The sequence below is a fragment of the Chitinivibrionales bacterium genome, assembly GCA_035516255.1.
Taxonomy (GTDB): domain Bacteria; phylum Fibrobacterota; class Chitinivibrionia; order Chitinivibrionales; family FEN-1185; genus FEN-1185.
Window position 1 is genome coordinate 74,769 of the sequence record DATJAL010000018.1, and the last position, 15,005, is coordinate 89,773.

The window sequence follows — 15,005 nt, forward strand, 5'->3', positions numbered from 1 at the left end:
ACCCCGCCCTCCGGGCGCCCCTCTTCCCCCTCTCCGACGGCGGAGAGGGGCTGGGGGAGATGGGGTGAGGCGAAAATCAAAAAGCGGAATATGCAGGATGAGTCAAATGATTCACTGCTTGAGGGGAGAAACCGAAGGAGTCACGTCAATCAACCAACGAGCCTATTTCTTCTTCTTTTTCATCTTCGCGTACTCGGTGTTTACCGTCGAGTCAAGCGCGACGAACGACGGCGTGGCAACGTAACGGGCGAGAAACGACTGGCGGTCGAGGTATTCGTCGTAGGCCTTCTGGACTTCCTTGCGTTCGAGCCAGACGTAGATGTTGATGATGATCTGGTTCGCCTTGATCTTGTTCTCCTTCATCATCTCCTCGCTGCGCCGCTGCTGGTTCTCCTGCGCAACGCGCATGTTGGCGAGCCGAAGCTCCTCGGTGGAGGTGAGCCGCGCGCTGCTCGCCTGCGCCGCCTTTTCGCTGTCGGCCTTCGCCTGCGCCTTTTTCTTCGCCGCGCTCATGAGGTCCGACATCATGGACGACGAATCGGCCGCGGCGGTCGTGGATGCCGACGCGAGCTCCTTGCCGACCGCGGTGTCCTGCGTCTTGCGGCCGGCCATGGCTTTTTCGAGGATCGCAAATTCGACTTTCGATGTTTTTTCCGGGCTCACGCCGTACTTCTTGAGCCGTTTCTCGAGAAAATCGCTTGCCGCGATCACACCCTGGTCGTTGATCATGAAGATGTTCACCCGTACCAGCGAATCCTCCTTGCGCACCATGGCGTCGCGCAGGCGCTTGTTGCGGAAATAGAATTTGTCCCATTCCACCTTGCGCGCCATGTTTTTTATGCTCTCGAGGCGGTCATCGAGCACGTCAAGCGCGCTGCGTGCCTCGAAAAAGCAATGGTTGGCGATGAGGAGCTCCGTGATGTCCTCGTTGCGCACGATGAATTCCCGCTCGTTGTCGAGCGTTATCTTCGATTGGATCTTCGCCGCGATCTGGCTGTATTGAGTGATGGAGATGCCGAGATAGTCCTTGTTGTTCTTGAGATACACGAGTTCCTGCCATGCGACGTCGAAATCGCCCGAGGACAACGCCTTGTTGAACGACGCCTCGGCCTCGCGGAGAATGTTGTTTTTCCTGTTTTCGAGGGACGTGCCGAACTCGTACGACTTTGCGCGATCGATCGAAAGCGCCTGGTTGTATAGCTGCGAGAGTATCAAGAAATCCGGACGGGGTTTGGCGAGCTCCGCGTTGAACGTGCCCACGAGGTCGTTGACCTGCTTCTGGCGCTTCTGGTTTTTCTCGAGCAGCAGGCCGCTTTCCTCGAGGTAGATCTGGCCCTCGAGCTCGTTTACTTTCCACAATATGTATTTCTCGTTGGGGTTTCCTTTTGCGATGTTCTTGAGACGGCTCGCTATCTGTTTCGCCGACGCGATGGCATCCTCCAGCTTCATGCCCATGCCCGAAACGTCGGTCGCGGCATTGAGGTTGTAGTACGCGCGCTGGATTGAGGTATCGATGTAGGTCTGGCTGATGTACTGCTCGGCAGGCGCGGCCGCAAAAAATAGCAGAATCACCGGCAGCGGAAGAACGGCTTTAAACAGGGGGATCCTGAGTCTCATGGTGGTATAAACTATATCATGGATTGGCGGAAAAAACCACCCCTTTATTGCCTCACCGGCACACGGCAATTTTTGCCTTGACCGCCTGTCCCCTTGACGTGACGGTAATCAAATATATTCCGTTTGTCACCCTGCAGCCGTTTTGTCCGGAATAGTCCCATACAAATGTTTTTGATGACCCGGCAAAGGTGCGGACCAGCTGTCCCTCCAGGGAAAAAACCGATGCCGAATATTCCGCGGGAGCGGAGCGTTTTGTTGCAATGACGCAAAAGTTCCTGCCCGGCAATACGCTTATAAATGATTGATCGTGCACCATGCCGGTTTTTGGAGCCGGCAGCGCCGCTGTTGACGAAGGCCCGTACACCTCGAATTCGAACATCGAATAGCCGAATCCCGAGAGGCGCTGGAGGCACCGTACGCGCACGAATCGGGCCTGTGTCTGAGCTATTTTGATGGGCCGCTTTTCCCAACCCTTACCGTCGGTGATGTGGCTGACGGTCGTCCATCCCTGGTCGTTGTCCGAGGCGGCGTTGGCGACCTGAAGCAGATACTCCTTTGCGCCGGAGTCTTCCCAATTGAGAAAAACCGAGTCTATGAAGCAAACGCTCCCCAGGTCCACGTACACCCAGGCCGAATCCTTGTTCGGATCGTTTTTGTAATCCGTGCCCCACCTGGTTGATGAATCGTCGTCCACAACATTCGAGGCGACGAGATCGCCGCCTTCCGCGCTCGTGCATTTCGCGAATTTCTTGCAGGCGAGGTTGATCCTGGCCTTTTGGGACCACGAAAGCGACGCCGCGTTCGAGGTGTCGCCGCCGCAGGGGGAGGAGACGACGCACCGGAACAGGGCGCCGCTGTCCGCCGCAACGGGCTTGAACGCGTAGTACGCGCTTGTCGCATTTGTAATGTCCGCCCATGCAAGGCCGGACGGCGAACTTCTCTGCCATTGGAACAGCATGTCGGTGCCGTTTGCATAGACGTTGAAGGAAGTGTTGAGCCCGGCATTGAACGTCCGGTCGGCGGGATCGGCGGCCACGACCGGCGGCACGCATCCGCTGTAGTTCCCGTACACTTCAAACTCCCATATCGAATACCCGAAAATGGACGCGCGCTTGTACCCGCTGAGCCGCACGAAGCGCGCCTGAACGGGCGCGAAGGTGATGGAGCGTTTCTCACCCTGCGTGCCGTCGGTGATGTGCGCGGCCGTGGTCCACCCCGCGTCCGAGGTCGGCAGGGTGGTCGCGGTCTGGATCGCGTAGTCCTGGCCCGCGGCGGTCTCCCAGTTGACAAAAACGGAATCAACGGCGTAGGGAACGCCGAGGTCGACCATGATCCACTCTGAGTCCGTCGTGTTGCTTTCCCAGCGGTCGCTCGTCACGCCGTTCACGGCCTTTCCCGGCGGATTGTCCTCGCCCACGCTCGAGGCCCACACGGGCCGGTACAGGGCGAGGTTGGGACGGGCGAACACATCCGCGGAGCTTGAAATCAGCAGGGCAATGAAAATGATGGCCGCGGAATGATGGACATAATGCGGAGTTTTGATTGCTTTCATGGCTTCTCCCCCGAAAGGCGTGAAATTCCTATCTGCAAACCTTTGTCGTTCGCATCACGATTCCGTCACCGCAGGTAATTCTCGCGATATACGTGCCGTTCTTCACCGTTTTCCCCGCCTGGCCGCGAAAATCCCAGAATGGCGCATCGGTCAAGTGCCTCACCAGTTTGCCCTGACAGGAAAAGATGTCGATGAAAGAAATTTTGCCCGTGTTTGACAGGAAGCGCATCCCATCCGTTCCGTAAACTACGTTGATTTCCCGCCCCGGGCTCGCATCGACAGGCGCTCCCTTTGCAAAGACCGGTACCGGCGTGCCATACACCTCGAGCTCGAAAATCGAGCACCCGTAATTGGTCAGCCGCTGATAGCACCGGATGCGCACGAACTGCGCCGCGGTGGGCGGCACCTTGAGAAACGACGTGCACCAGTCCGCCGGCGGCGGCTGGTAATACAGGGTCGTATCTGTCAACAGCATGGTCCAGCCGTTGTCGTTGTAGGCGGGCGTATCAACGTCGGAGCTCCAGACCTGCACCGAATATTTCTTCGCGCCCGCGTGTTCCCAGTAAATGGCAAGGGAGTCGATGGTGTATTTCGCGCCGAGGTCGACGAAGATCCACGACGAATCGCCGCCGGCGCTTGACCAGCGCGAGGCCTGGCTGACGGTGCCGTCCACGGAGAGGCCGGGGAAAAAACCGCTCTGGATCGCCGACGATTTGGCAATGGTGTTGAGCGCGATGTTGGTGCGCGCCGGTTTCTTCGAGGGCACCGAAAGCACCGCGGCTCTGCTCGTGTCGATGCCGCACGGCGAGGAGACCACGCAACGGAACATGGCCCCGCTGTCGGATGCCGCGGGCGAGAATGAATACGCGGCGGCGGCGGCGCCCGTCCCGACAGCGGCGTCGGCCCATAACGCGCCCTTGGTGTCGCTGCGCTGCCACTGGTACGAAAGGTCGAGGCCGAGCGCGCTTATCCTGAACGGGACCGGCCAGCCGATGATGCCGATGGTGTTCACCGGCTGCTTGGTGATCGCCGGAATCGGGCAGGCGGGCGTGTTGCCGTATGCCTCGAATTCGTACATCGAGACGCCGTAGGTCGTAGCGCGCGTCATGCACCGCATGCGCAGGTACCGCGCGGGCGTCGGGGTGAAGGTGATGGACCGTTTCTCGCCGGAAACCCCATCGGAGACATGCGCGACGGAGGTCCAGCCGATGTCGTTATACGCCGGCGTGTCGATGTCCGACGACCACACCTGGAGGTAATAATCCTTTGCCGCCGCGGTCTCCCAGGTGATGAACACCGAATCGACGGTGTCTTTTTCGCCGAAGTCAACGAACAGCCACTGGGAATCGGCGGTGGCGCTGCCCCAGCGCGTGGAATAGTCGCCGTCCACGGCGTTCGCGGCCGCCAGGTCGGCGCTCTGCACCGACGACGCCTTTGCGGTGCGGCTCAAGGCAAGGTTGGGCCGGGCAGAAACAGGAATAACCGCCGCCGCGGCCAGCATCGTCGATAAAAAAAGGATTGAAGCGTTTTTCAGGAATAATTTTGACACGGAATGCATTGTTGAGCTCCCCTATTATCTGTAAACGGCTATTTTTTTCTGATACATTTGTCCAGTGGCGTCAATCTTTACCAGATAGACGCCGTTGGTGACGCTCCGATTAAAAAGGTCCTTATAATTCCAGAATGCTTCGACGGACCCGGAGCAGCGGCAGACGAGTTGGCCTGAAGGGGAGAGAATCTCCGCCGAAAGAGGTCGCGCCTGCATTCTGCCAAACGAGATGCGCGCACCGGACCTGGCGCAGGTCACGCTGAGCCCGTCGTCGACACGCCGCATTTCGGATTTTGGCCGAACAGCGGTGATGGCATTTCCGTACACTTCAAATTCATATATCGAAATTCCCCAGCCCGGGTTCCAGAGCCGTTTATAAGAATGCATGCGGACGTACCTGGTTTCACGGGGCGGCAGTTTCAAGAAACTGAGGCACCGCTGCACGGCGTCGGTATAGGTGAGCGTGGTGTCGATCAGCAGCGTTGTCCATCCCGTGTCGTTGTTCGAGGGAAGCGCAATGGTTGAGTCCCACTCCTGAATCGCGTATTTCCCTGAGCCGGAATGCTCCCAGTAGATTGCCACGGAGTCGACCAGATACCGTGTTCCCAGATCCACGTAAATCCAAGCGTTGCCTTTCATGGAGTCCGGCCTTCCGTCAATGTAGTTGTTCTCCCACCGGGATTCTCCGGAGTTTATTCCGTCAACCGCCATGGCCGGCGTGCGCGCTCCCACGTAGCTGTCGGCGATTGCGGTCTTGTCCAAGGCGAGATTGGTTCGGGGCGCCGAAAAAATATTGGCGGAAAATGCGGAGATAAAAATGCTGGAGAATAAAAGAATTGAAATGATGGCAAACCTATTCATGTTCCCCCTCTTCCTAAAAACATGAAAATGGTTTTAAAATTGTGTCACCGAATTGACGGTTTGGAAAAAAAGAGGGCCCTGCTTGGCCCCCTTTTCTTTCCATTTTAATAATGCTCCCGCTTATCTGTAAACCGCAACCTTGCCTTGTAACGAATTTCCACCCGCTGAAACCTTAATGAAATAGGTCCCGTTCGGCACGTTCCTCCCATTGACATCTTTGTAATTCCATAATGACGCCTCGGACCCGGAGAGATGACGGATCATTTGACCGGAAGGAGAAACGATTTCAGCAGAGGTTACGTGCAGGTTTCCCGATTTAATCTGCACACCGGACTTTGTATTTATCAAAGACAAGCCGGCTGGAGAATGACGCATTTCAGGGTTCGGCTGTGTAGCGGTGCTCGGTGTACCAAAAATCATAAATTCAATTATTGAAACACCCCACGAGAAAATTCTTTTGTAAGAATGCATCCGAACATAGCGTGTATTCGTCGTGGGCAGTTTTAAAAAGCTAAGACACATATCAGCAGTGGCGTTATACGTCAAGGTGGTATCGCGTATCAACGTGGTCCAGTTGCTGTCACAGTTGGCTGCCAGGGGCGGATATGCGGTTGGCGTATCTGTCCCTGCCCACGCCTGAATTTTGTAATTCGCCGAGCCGGAATGTTCCCAATATATGGCAACCGAATCAACTGAATATATTGCTCCCAGGTCAATGCAGAGCCAAGCATTGCCTCGAACAGTATCGACATCTGGATTTTCAGCGCTCCAGTTGTTCTCCCATCTCGAGCTTTGACCGACCCCGCCGCCACCCCATATGCTGTCGACCGCTTTATTTGGCGTGTTTCCCGTAGCATAGCTGTCGGCAGTTGCTGTCTTATGCAAAGCAATGTCCACCCTTGCCGCCTCGGTCATTGATCCTAATGCTGTCACACATCCAACAACCGCTGCAACATTGACCAATCCCCCCCATTTGATCTTCATACCTCTTCCTTTCTGTTAAAACCGGTTCATAAAGCAGAATCAATCAGATGTAAATACTACAATAGGAATAGTACTACAAAAACCGTTGCATTTCAAATCAAATCGACAGATAGTATTCAGAAATCTTGAATTTTCTAAAGGGAAAAGTTCCACGATGAGGAAAATCAACGCGAGAATCCTCTATTTTACAACTGGCCCCCCATAATTTCCAGTTGTATCTGTCTGGCGCCTCCCAAAATATAAGTATTTTTTCGTGTTTATGAAGGAAAATTGTTGCGTGTTACCCAAAGAGGCGGTTGGTATTAATGGGATCAGAATATGGATGACATTTTTAATGGAAACCGATACCGCTCGTGGTGAGCTTGTCGAACCGGATTAATAACTGTGCTGACTGGTCTCAATCAAATAGAGAATGAGAGTTTTGAGGACAAATGGTTTCACGCGTTGCAACCCGGCTTTTTGCGCCGCATTCCCTACATCATCCGGTCTCAACCGGTGCAGCAGCGGCGGCCCGATTTCCTCCTGCCGGTATTGCCACTCAAGAACCGCGATCCTTTTCTTTGCGATTCGCCTGCATTCGGCGAGCGTAATTGCCGGATCGTCAACCTCGTGCAGCAGGTGCGCCATGAAAACGATGTCGAAAGATTTGTCGCGAAAAGGCATTTGGTCGGCCAATGACGCGGCAACACGCGCCAAAGGCAGGAACCCTCGTGCGGCGCGAAGCATTGCCGGGTTGAAATCGATTCCGGCGCAAAAAAGTCCGCGCGAAGAAAACGCCTCGAGAAAAATCCCGCTTCCGGACCCGGCATCCAGAATGCTGGCCGCGTTCATGCCCTTGATGCAGAGCTCTGCAACACGGCTGACCTCCAGCACCGCCATGCGTTCCGGACGCCGGAGCTGCGCAATATCACCCGAATAAGTGCGTTCGTTCATTTGATCCTCGATGGAAAAAAGCAGCCGGCAATTACCGGTCAGCAGCCAGCCAAGATCATTGTCGCTTAGATATTTTTTGATTCAGAATATAGACCATTCTTTTCCATAAAATAATAGCGGCGGCGCTGCTTCAGCGACGCCTACAACCGGCGTGCCGCCAGCCACCGCCGAAGTGTGCTTTGTCAATGAAAGCAACGGCGCCAAAGAGGGGGTGTGCCCGGCAATAAAAAAGACGCATCTTAGCGCCTTTTTTATTGCCGGGCCAGGGGGAGACTTCCCCCTCCAGATGAATTTTATCTTGTTTATTTCATCCTTTTGTCAATCGCCACGAACTCCCGTTTCCTCGGTCCCATGTAGATCTGCCGGGGCCGCCATATCTTGCCCTTCTCGTTCTCCATGGTCTCTTTCCAATGCGCGATCCAGCCCGGCAGCCGGCCGATGGTGAACATCACGGTGAGCATATTGGTGGGAATGCCCATGGCGCGGTAGATGATGCCGGAGTAGAAATCCACGTTGGGATACAGCTTGCGCTCGATGAAATACTCGTCTTTAAGCGCCGCCTCCTCAAGTTCCAAGGCAAGGTCAAGGAGCGGATCCGCGATATTGAGCTTGGGCAGCAGGTCGTGGCAGATCTTCTTCACGATCCTGGCGCGCGGGTCGTAGTTCTTGTAAATGGCATGGCCGAACCCCATGAGCTTGAACTTGTTTTTCTTGTTCTTCGCCTTTTCCAGATATTTTTTGATGTTGCCGCGGTCTTGATATATCGTGTCGAGCATCTCGACGACCGCCTGGTTGGCGCCGCCGTGCAGCGGCCCCCACAGCGCCGAGATGCCGGCCGAAATCGCGGCGTACAGGTTAACGCCCGTGCTCGCCACGAGCTTGACGGCGGAGGTCGAGCAGTTCTGCTCGTGGTCCGCGTGGAGGATGAGCAGCTGGTTGAGCGTCTTGACAAGATCGGGATTGATCTCGTATTCCGCCACGGGCGACGAGAACATCATGTTGAGGAAGTTCGCGCAGTAGCTGAGATCGTGGCGCGGATACACCACGGGCTCGCCGCGCGACTTCTTGTACGAAAACGCGGCAATGGTCCGCACCTTGGAAAGAAGGCGCGCCTCGGTGATGTCGAAGCTCGGGTCGTCGTAGCCGAGGTACGGGTAAAAACTCGACAGCGACGTCACCATGCCCGACAGGATCGCCATTGGATGCGAGTTGGGCGGGAACCCGGTGAAGAAATGGTGCATGTCCTCGTGGATCATGGAGTGCTGGTTGAGGTACCCGGAAAATTTCCGCAGCTCGGCCGCCGTGGGCAGCTTGCCCTGCACCAGCAGGTAGGCGACTTCGACAAACGTGCAGTTCTCGACCAGGTCCCCGATGTCGTACCCGCGGTAGCGGAGAATGCTTTTATCGCCGTCCACAAACGTAATTTGGGACAGCGTGGACGAGGTGTTGGCAAAGCCGTTGTCAAATACGAAACAGCCCGTTTCGGCCTTGAGTCTGCTTATGTCGATGCCTTTCTGCCCTTCGGTGCCCTCGATGAGCGGGAGCTCAATGCGCTTTCCCTCAATGATGATGGCGGCTTTTTTTGAGGGCGCCGGGATGGAATGCGATGGCCGTTTTTTCATGATGATTTGACCTTTTTTAATGTAAAAAACAACCCGGTTCCTGTATCAAGATAGTATCTCCGGATTGGTTTTCAAATGATAAAAATAATTCTTTATTATGCAAATGGGGAAACAGTGCAATTGAATGATTTATTTTTTGTGTATAACGCAAAATCAACGGACACCGGCGGGACTATATTTATTTTAATAAAACACGCGAACATTCATTAAAGGAAGCAAGAGCATGGCCGAACAGGAAGCATCTGCGAAAAGAACCGCGATCGTCACCGGCGGGAGCAGGGGGATCGGCAGGGCGATAAGCGAGCGGCTCGCGGCGGACGGGTTTCACGTGGTGGTCAACTACCGCTCAAACACGAAGGAGGCGGAAGAAACGCTCGGGCGCATCCAAAAGGCCGGCGGGTCCGGCGAGCTGTGCAGGTTTGACGTGACAGACAGGAACGCCGTTAAAACCGCCATGGAAAACCTGCTCAAACGCCATGCCGCCGTCTCCGCCCTGGTGGTGTGCGCCGGCATCCGCCACGATGAACTGCTCATTTTCATGACCGAGGAGCATTGGGACAGCGTTCTTGCCACCGACCTGTTCAGCTTTCACGCCGTGGTGAAGCCGGTGGTGAAGCAGATGGTGCTCAACCACCGGGGGCGCATCATCGTGATTTCATCGACCTCGGGCGAGAGCGGTCTGCCGGGCCAGGTGAATTATTCCGCGGCAAAAGCCGGACTCATCGGCGCGGTCAAGGCGCTCGCGCTCGAATGCGCGAAGCGCAACGTGCTGGTCAACGCAGTGACGCCGGGATTCATAGAAACCGACATGACCGAGGCGCTCGTGACCAAGGAGCTCAAACAGCGGATCCCCATGTTCCGGGTGGGAAAACCCGAGGAGGTCGCGGGCGTAGTCTCGTTTTTGGCTTCGGATGACGCGAGCTACATCACGGGGCAAGTGATCGGGGTGAACGGCGGGATTTACATGTAGACGAGTAAACGCGTTAACAAGTTGATGAGGTGGAGTGTTAATAGTTCAGTTTTTTTACAATGTTGATTGTCATTCCCGTGAAAACGGGAAAACGACTATGATTGCATGCAATGACTAATGAAGTTTGGGTTCTTACCAATCCATTTTTCCTTGTAGAAAGACTGGATCCCCGGTCAGGTCGGGGATGACAAATCTTGAAGCGATGGTCCTGTTGTCGCGAGCAAGTCAAGCGTGGTACCGACCGGCACAATTCGATATTTCATCGTATGTGTAAAGAGAAAAAATTATCCCCCCTTTTCTCTGCTTTGAAAGCAACAAGTGCACCCCTATTTCTTATTCTCTCCGCAGGAACCGTTCTCGCTTTTCCCCCCCTCGACACCGCCGGCTCCGGCGCCCTCATCACCGGCGACTGCCGGCTCGCGCTCGAGGTCCTCAAGCGCGACAGCAGCGTCACCGACTCGGCATACTGGCATTTCAAGCAGGGGGTGGCGTATTTCAAATGCCAGGATTACGAACGGGCAATCCCGCAGTTCAGGCAGTGCCTGGCGGATTCGTCGAGGTTCCGCGGCATCGCGTACGAATTCATCGGCGACGTCGAGACCGCCCGCTCCCGGTTTTCCGACGCCGCGACGGCCTACCTTTTCGCGAGGCGCGATTCGCTGCCGCAGGCCCTGCTGCAGGAGATCAGCGAAAAACTCTATGCGCTTGTCAAGGCCCAGCCGCTGCTTGCCGGGCCGTTCCCCGAACTCGCGGCGCTTGCCGCCGAGAAAACAATCCTGCTCGAACAGGCCGCCGACACCGTGGGGCCGAAAATCGATTCGCTGCTGAAGTCGGAACAATGGCAGGCGGCCGACAGCATGCTCGCGGCGCAGATCGATACGGCATTGACAAAAAGGAACTGCCGGATCGTTGACGTGGTCGCGGCGCACAAGCTGCCGGACTCCGTGTTCTCCACGGCGCTGGTGTTCAGGCTGTCGCGCGCCGCATATGCGTGCAAGGAGTGGGCGGTGGCCGACACGCTGCTCGCCCGGGCCGAGGCCCGGCGGGATTTCGGCGCGGCCGTGCCGCGCAAGGACTATTGCTTTCAAAAAGGCATGGTCTCCTATTCGTTGTCCCGGTACGCCGCGGCGATCAAGGCGCTTATGGAATTCCAGAAAAAATTCGGCCCCACGCCCGACGCGGTGCTGACGCTCGGACGGGCCAACCGCTCCACGGGCCATGATACACTGGCGGAATACTGGTATAACCAGTTTGCAAAGCTATATCCCAAGCATCCGAATACGCCGGACGTGTACTGGTACCTTGCGGGGAAAGAAGAAGAGGACGGCCATTTCGCGAAAGCGGCGGGACTGTACCAGAAACTGGCGAAACTTAAGAAATTCCCGCGGGCGGAAGAGGCGTTTTTCCGGAAAGGCCTGTGCTGGTACAAGGCGGGCGCCTATGCGCGGGCATGCTCCACGTTCATCGCGTTTACAAGAGGGAACGTTGATGCTCCCCTTGAAAGCGGCGCCCAGTACTGGAAGGCCAAATGCCTTCTGGCGCTGGGAAAACACCGGGAGACCGCGGAGGCGTTCCGCGTCGTGGTACGCACCGCGCCCGCGGATTATTACGCGTTTCGGGCGCGCGAGATGCTGACGCTCTCGGGGGACACGGTCGGTTTTCCGGTTCTCGACACCACCTATGATGCCGCGTCCACCCGTGCATGGATCGACTCGGTCTCCCCGCCGCAAAAGATCGCCCTTGCGCCGGCCGACAGCGCCTGTCTTGAGCGCGGCACCATGTTCGCCCTGTGCGGCCTTACCGGTCTTGCGGGCCGTTTTCTTGACGGGCTCGAGATGCGGTATCCCTCGAACCTCGGCCTCGAGTTCGACCTGGCATGGCTTTACAAACGCGCAAACGACCCCACCCTGTCGTTCAGGGTGGCGCGGCGGCTGTCGTGGCGGGTGCCGCCGGAGGCGCGTGCGATCATGCCCCTTCCCCTGTATGAGCTGCTATATCCGCTGACCTACGGCGGGGAGGTGGCGCGGGAAGCGAGCCGGTACGGCGTGGACCCGTATCTCGTGCTCGCGGTCATGCGGCAGGAAAGCATTTTCGACCCCTGCGTGCAGTCGCGCGCGGGCGCGATCGGCCTCATGCAGATCATGCCGTTCACCGGCAGGGCCATCGGCCAGGCCATCGGCGATCCGTTCAGCACCGACTCGCTGTACCGGCCGGTCACCAACATCAGGTACGGGGCGTTTTATCTCAAGCAGCTGCTCGACCAGTTCCAGGGCAATCTGGTGCTCGCGCTCGCAAGCTACAACGGCGGGCCCGTAAAGGCCGCAGAATGGTATGCCAAGAACAAGCGCAAGACATTTGATTTGTTCATCGAGGACATCGGGTTCACCGAGACACGCGGCTACGTCAAGAAGGTGCTGGCGAATTACTGGAACTACCGGAAGTTCGCCGACTACCGCCCGTTCCCGTGAGACCGGGCGCCGCGCGCCGGAAACGGTTTCCTGTGCAAAGGCGCGTGGTTCTCATTAAATTATACAAGTTCTTGCTTTCGGGTCTTGAATATTGTTTTTTTATATCTTTTCATTTATACAGCAAGGAGTGCCTATGAGGATGCGCATGACGGTGATCCTGCTCGCGGCAATCAGTCTCCCGCTTTTTGCCGGCAGCCAGAAACGCGAAACAAAAGTCGATTCCATGTCGTATGAAACCGGCGCGGAGTGGCGGATTTTCTCAACCGGCGGCGGGGTCAAGGGGTTCGCCCTTTACAATAATTTGGTGTGGTCCGTCAACCAGGCCGGCGTGACGTGCATGAGCGTGGTTGCGGCGAAAAAGGGCGACATGCAGACCTACAAGGACCTCGGCGGCATACCCGCGGCGGACGCCACCTGCATTGCCGTTGACAATACGGGAGTCGTCTGGGTGGGCACAAAGGCGGGGGTCGCCATGAAAACAAAAGACTCCTTCAAGGTGTTCAACAAAGACAACGGGCTTCCCGACAACACCGTGAACAAAATCCTGGCCGCAAAGAGCGGGAAGCTCTGGGTGGCCACCGACAACGGCGTGGCAATGTATCAGGGCGGCGCCTGGACCGTGTACGGGACAAAAGACGGGCTTGCCGGCGAGCATGTCCGCGACATCGTTGCGGGGCCGAGCGGCACGGTATGGTTCGGCACCAACAAGGGAATATCATGCTACAACGGCGCGGCATGGACCACCTACAACATGAAAAACGGCCTGAGCTGGAACGACACCAAGGCGCTCGGCTACGACGCCAAGACCGGCACCGTGTGGGCCGCCGTGGGCGAAAAGGACATGAACTCCTTTGACGGAAAATCATGGAAGGTGTTCATGGAGGTGGGGGACGGCATCGTGGCCATCATGGTGGACACGCAAAGCAGGGTCTGGATCTCGACCGCCACGGGGCTCATGAAGTTCAACGGAGAAGAATGGATTTCCGACCCGCAGAAGATCGGCATCACTGCGGCGCAGGTGACTCAGATGCACAAAGACGACAAGGGCAATCTCTGGTTCGGCATGGAGACCGGCGTGCTGAAACTTGATAATCCCTATCCTTATTAGTTCGGCGAAGGAAATAGAGAACGCAGAGAATTACGTTTTAAAGGAAAGCGTCAACTCTGCCGTATAAAGCTTTTTTACGTTATGGGCTCTTCTCAGCGTCCTCGGCGTCACTCCGATGAGGTTTGCAATTGTCTGAATAATCCGGAACAAGCTTGAAATTTGGGAACAGGAAAATCATGGAGAAGATAAGAATCGGCATCATCGGCCTGGGCAACTGCGCCAGTTCCCTTCTTCAGGGCATCCAGTATTACGCCGGCAAGGACAACGGCAGCGCTAGCGGCCTCATGCACTGGCATATCGACGGCTACCGGCCGTCGGACATCGAGGCGGTTTCGGCGTTCGATATTGACAAAAGAAAAGTGGGAAAGGACGTCAACGCCGCGATCTTCGAACGACCCAACTGCACCGCCGTGTTCTGCCCCGACATGCCCCGCACGGGCGTCAAGGTGGCCATGGGCAGGATCCTCGACGGCGTTTCGGACCACATGAAACAATACGATCCCGACTATACCTTTGTCCCCAGCAGCGCGAAGGAGTCGAATAAAAAAGACATCGTTTCGATCCTGCGGGAGACCCGCACCGAAATCCTCCTCAACTACCTGCCCGTGGGTTCCGAGGAGGCCACGAGGTTCTATGCCGAGTGCGCGCTTGAGGCCGATGTCGCGTTTGTCAACAACATCCCGGTGTTCATCGCGAGCAGCCCCGACTGGTCCAGGCGGTTTGCGGAAAAAAACCTCCCGCTCATCGGCGACGACATCAAGGCGCAGCTGGGCGCCACCATCACGCACCGCGCGCTCACCGACCTGTTCCGCAAGCGCGGGGTGAAGCTCGAGCGTACGTACCAGCTCAACACCGGCGGGAACACCGACTTCCTCAACATGCTCAACCGGGCGCGCCTCGCCTCGAAGAAGGAGTCGAAGACCGAGGCGGTGCAGGCGGTCACGGCCAAGCGACTTGACAAAAGGGACATCCACATCGGGCCGAGCGACTACGTGCCGTGGCAGAACGACCAGAAGGTGTGCTTCATCCGCATGGAGGGAAGGCTGTTCGGCGACGTGCCCATGAACCTCGAGATGCGCCTGTGCGTTGAGGATTCGCCCAATTCGGCGGGCGTCGCCATCGATGCCGTCCGCTGCTGCAAGCTCGCGCTCAAGCGCGGCCTGGGCGGCGCACTGGTGTCGCCGTCGGCGTATTTCTGCAAGCATCCGCCCACGCAATTTTCCGATGACGAGGCCTACCGGATGACGGAAGAGTTTATCGAGGGGAAAAGAAATAGTTAATTATTAAAATAGATTTGGATGTTCCCCCGTCGCGCAGGGGCGGTTCGCGAACCGCCCCTGC

Annotated in this window: 11 protein-coding genes; 4 read left to right on the top strand and 7 right to left on the bottom strand. The window is 56.7% G+C overall.

Annotated features, from left to right (window positions below):
* Nucleotides 1–162: 162 nt before the first annotated feature.
* From VLX68_06375 to VLX68_06405, 7 genes are all read right to left on the bottom strand, one after another.
* Complete coding sequence (locus tag VLX68_06375; GenBank protein HUI91859.1) at nt 163–1,617, bottom strand: hypothetical protein; 1,455 nt, start codon at nt 1,615–1,617, stop codon at nt 163–165.
* Between the two features lie 52 nt (nt 1,618–1,669).
* Complete coding sequence (locus VLX68_06380) at nt 1,670–3,169, bottom strand: discoidin domain-containing protein (GenBank protein HUI91860.1); 1,500 nt, start codon at nt 3,167–3,169, stop codon at nt 1,670–1,672.
* A 28-nt stretch (nt 3,170–3,197) separates the two neighbouring features.
* On the bottom strand, nt 3,198–4,727 hold the full coding sequence (locus VLX68_06385) for a discoidin domain-containing protein (protein HUI91861.1): 1,530 nt from the start codon (nt 4,725–4,727) through the stop codon (nt 3,198–3,200).
* Nucleotides 4,728–4,742: 15 nt separating this feature from the next.
* A complete protein-coding gene (locus VLX68_06390; protein ID HUI91862.1) occupies nt 4,743–5,579 on the bottom strand; it encodes a discoidin domain-containing protein in 837 nt (278 codons plus the stop codon).
* A 120-nt stretch (nt 5,580–5,699) separates the two neighbouring features.
* Nucleotides 5,700–6,563, bottom strand: a complete 864-nt coding sequence (locus tag VLX68_06395; protein HUI91863.1) for a discoidin domain-containing protein — start codon at nt 6,561–6,563, stop codon at nt 5,700–5,702.
* Between the two features lie 375 nt (nt 6,564–6,938).
* Nucleotides 6,939–7,496, bottom strand: a complete 558-nt coding sequence (locus VLX68_06400; GenBank protein ID HUI91864.1) for a class I SAM-dependent methyltransferase — start codon at nt 7,494–7,496, stop codon at nt 6,939–6,941.
* Nucleotides 7,497–7,798: 302 nt separating this feature from the next.
* Nucleotides 7,799–9,118, bottom strand: a complete 1,320-nt coding sequence (locus VLX68_06405) for a citrate synthase (GenBank protein HUI91865.1) — start codon at nt 9,116–9,118, stop codon at nt 7,799–7,801.
* Between the two features lie 223 nt (nt 9,119–9,341).
* Here VLX68_06405 and fabG point away from each other — a divergent pair, with 223 nt between their 5' ends.
* The 4 genes from fabG (at nt 9,342) to VLX68_06425 (ending at nt 14,944) form a co-directional block, all read left to right on the top strand.
* Nucleotides 9,342–10,088 (top strand): 3-oxoacyl-ACP reductase FabG, encoded by a 747-nt coding sequence (gene fabG / locus VLX68_06410; protein HUI91866.1) that lies wholly within the window; start codon nt 9,342–9,344, stop codon nt 10,086–10,088.
* A gap of 305 nt (nt 10,089–10,393) precedes the next feature.
* Complete coding sequence (locus VLX68_06415; protein ID HUI91867.1) at nt 10,394–12,556, top strand: transglycosylase SLT domain-containing protein; 2,163 nt, start codon at nt 10,394–10,396, stop codon at nt 12,554–12,556.
* A gap of 133 nt (nt 12,557–12,689) precedes the next feature.
* The gene (locus VLX68_06420; GenBank protein HUI91868.1) at nt 12,690–13,664 is read left to right on the top strand and encodes a two-component regulator propeller domain-containing protein; all 975 of its coding nucleotides are present in this window, start codon (nt 12,690–12,692) and stop codon (nt 13,662–13,664) included.
* 176 nt (nt 13,665–13,840) lie between these two features.
* Nucleotides 13,841–14,944 carry an inositol-3-phosphate synthase gene (locus VLX68_06425; protein ID HUI91869.1) on the top strand — a complete coding sequence of 368 codons (1,104 nt, stop codon included), beginning with the start codon at nt 13,841–13,843 and terminating at the stop codon, nt 14,942–14,944.
* Nucleotides 14,945–15,005: the final 61 nt, after the last annotated feature.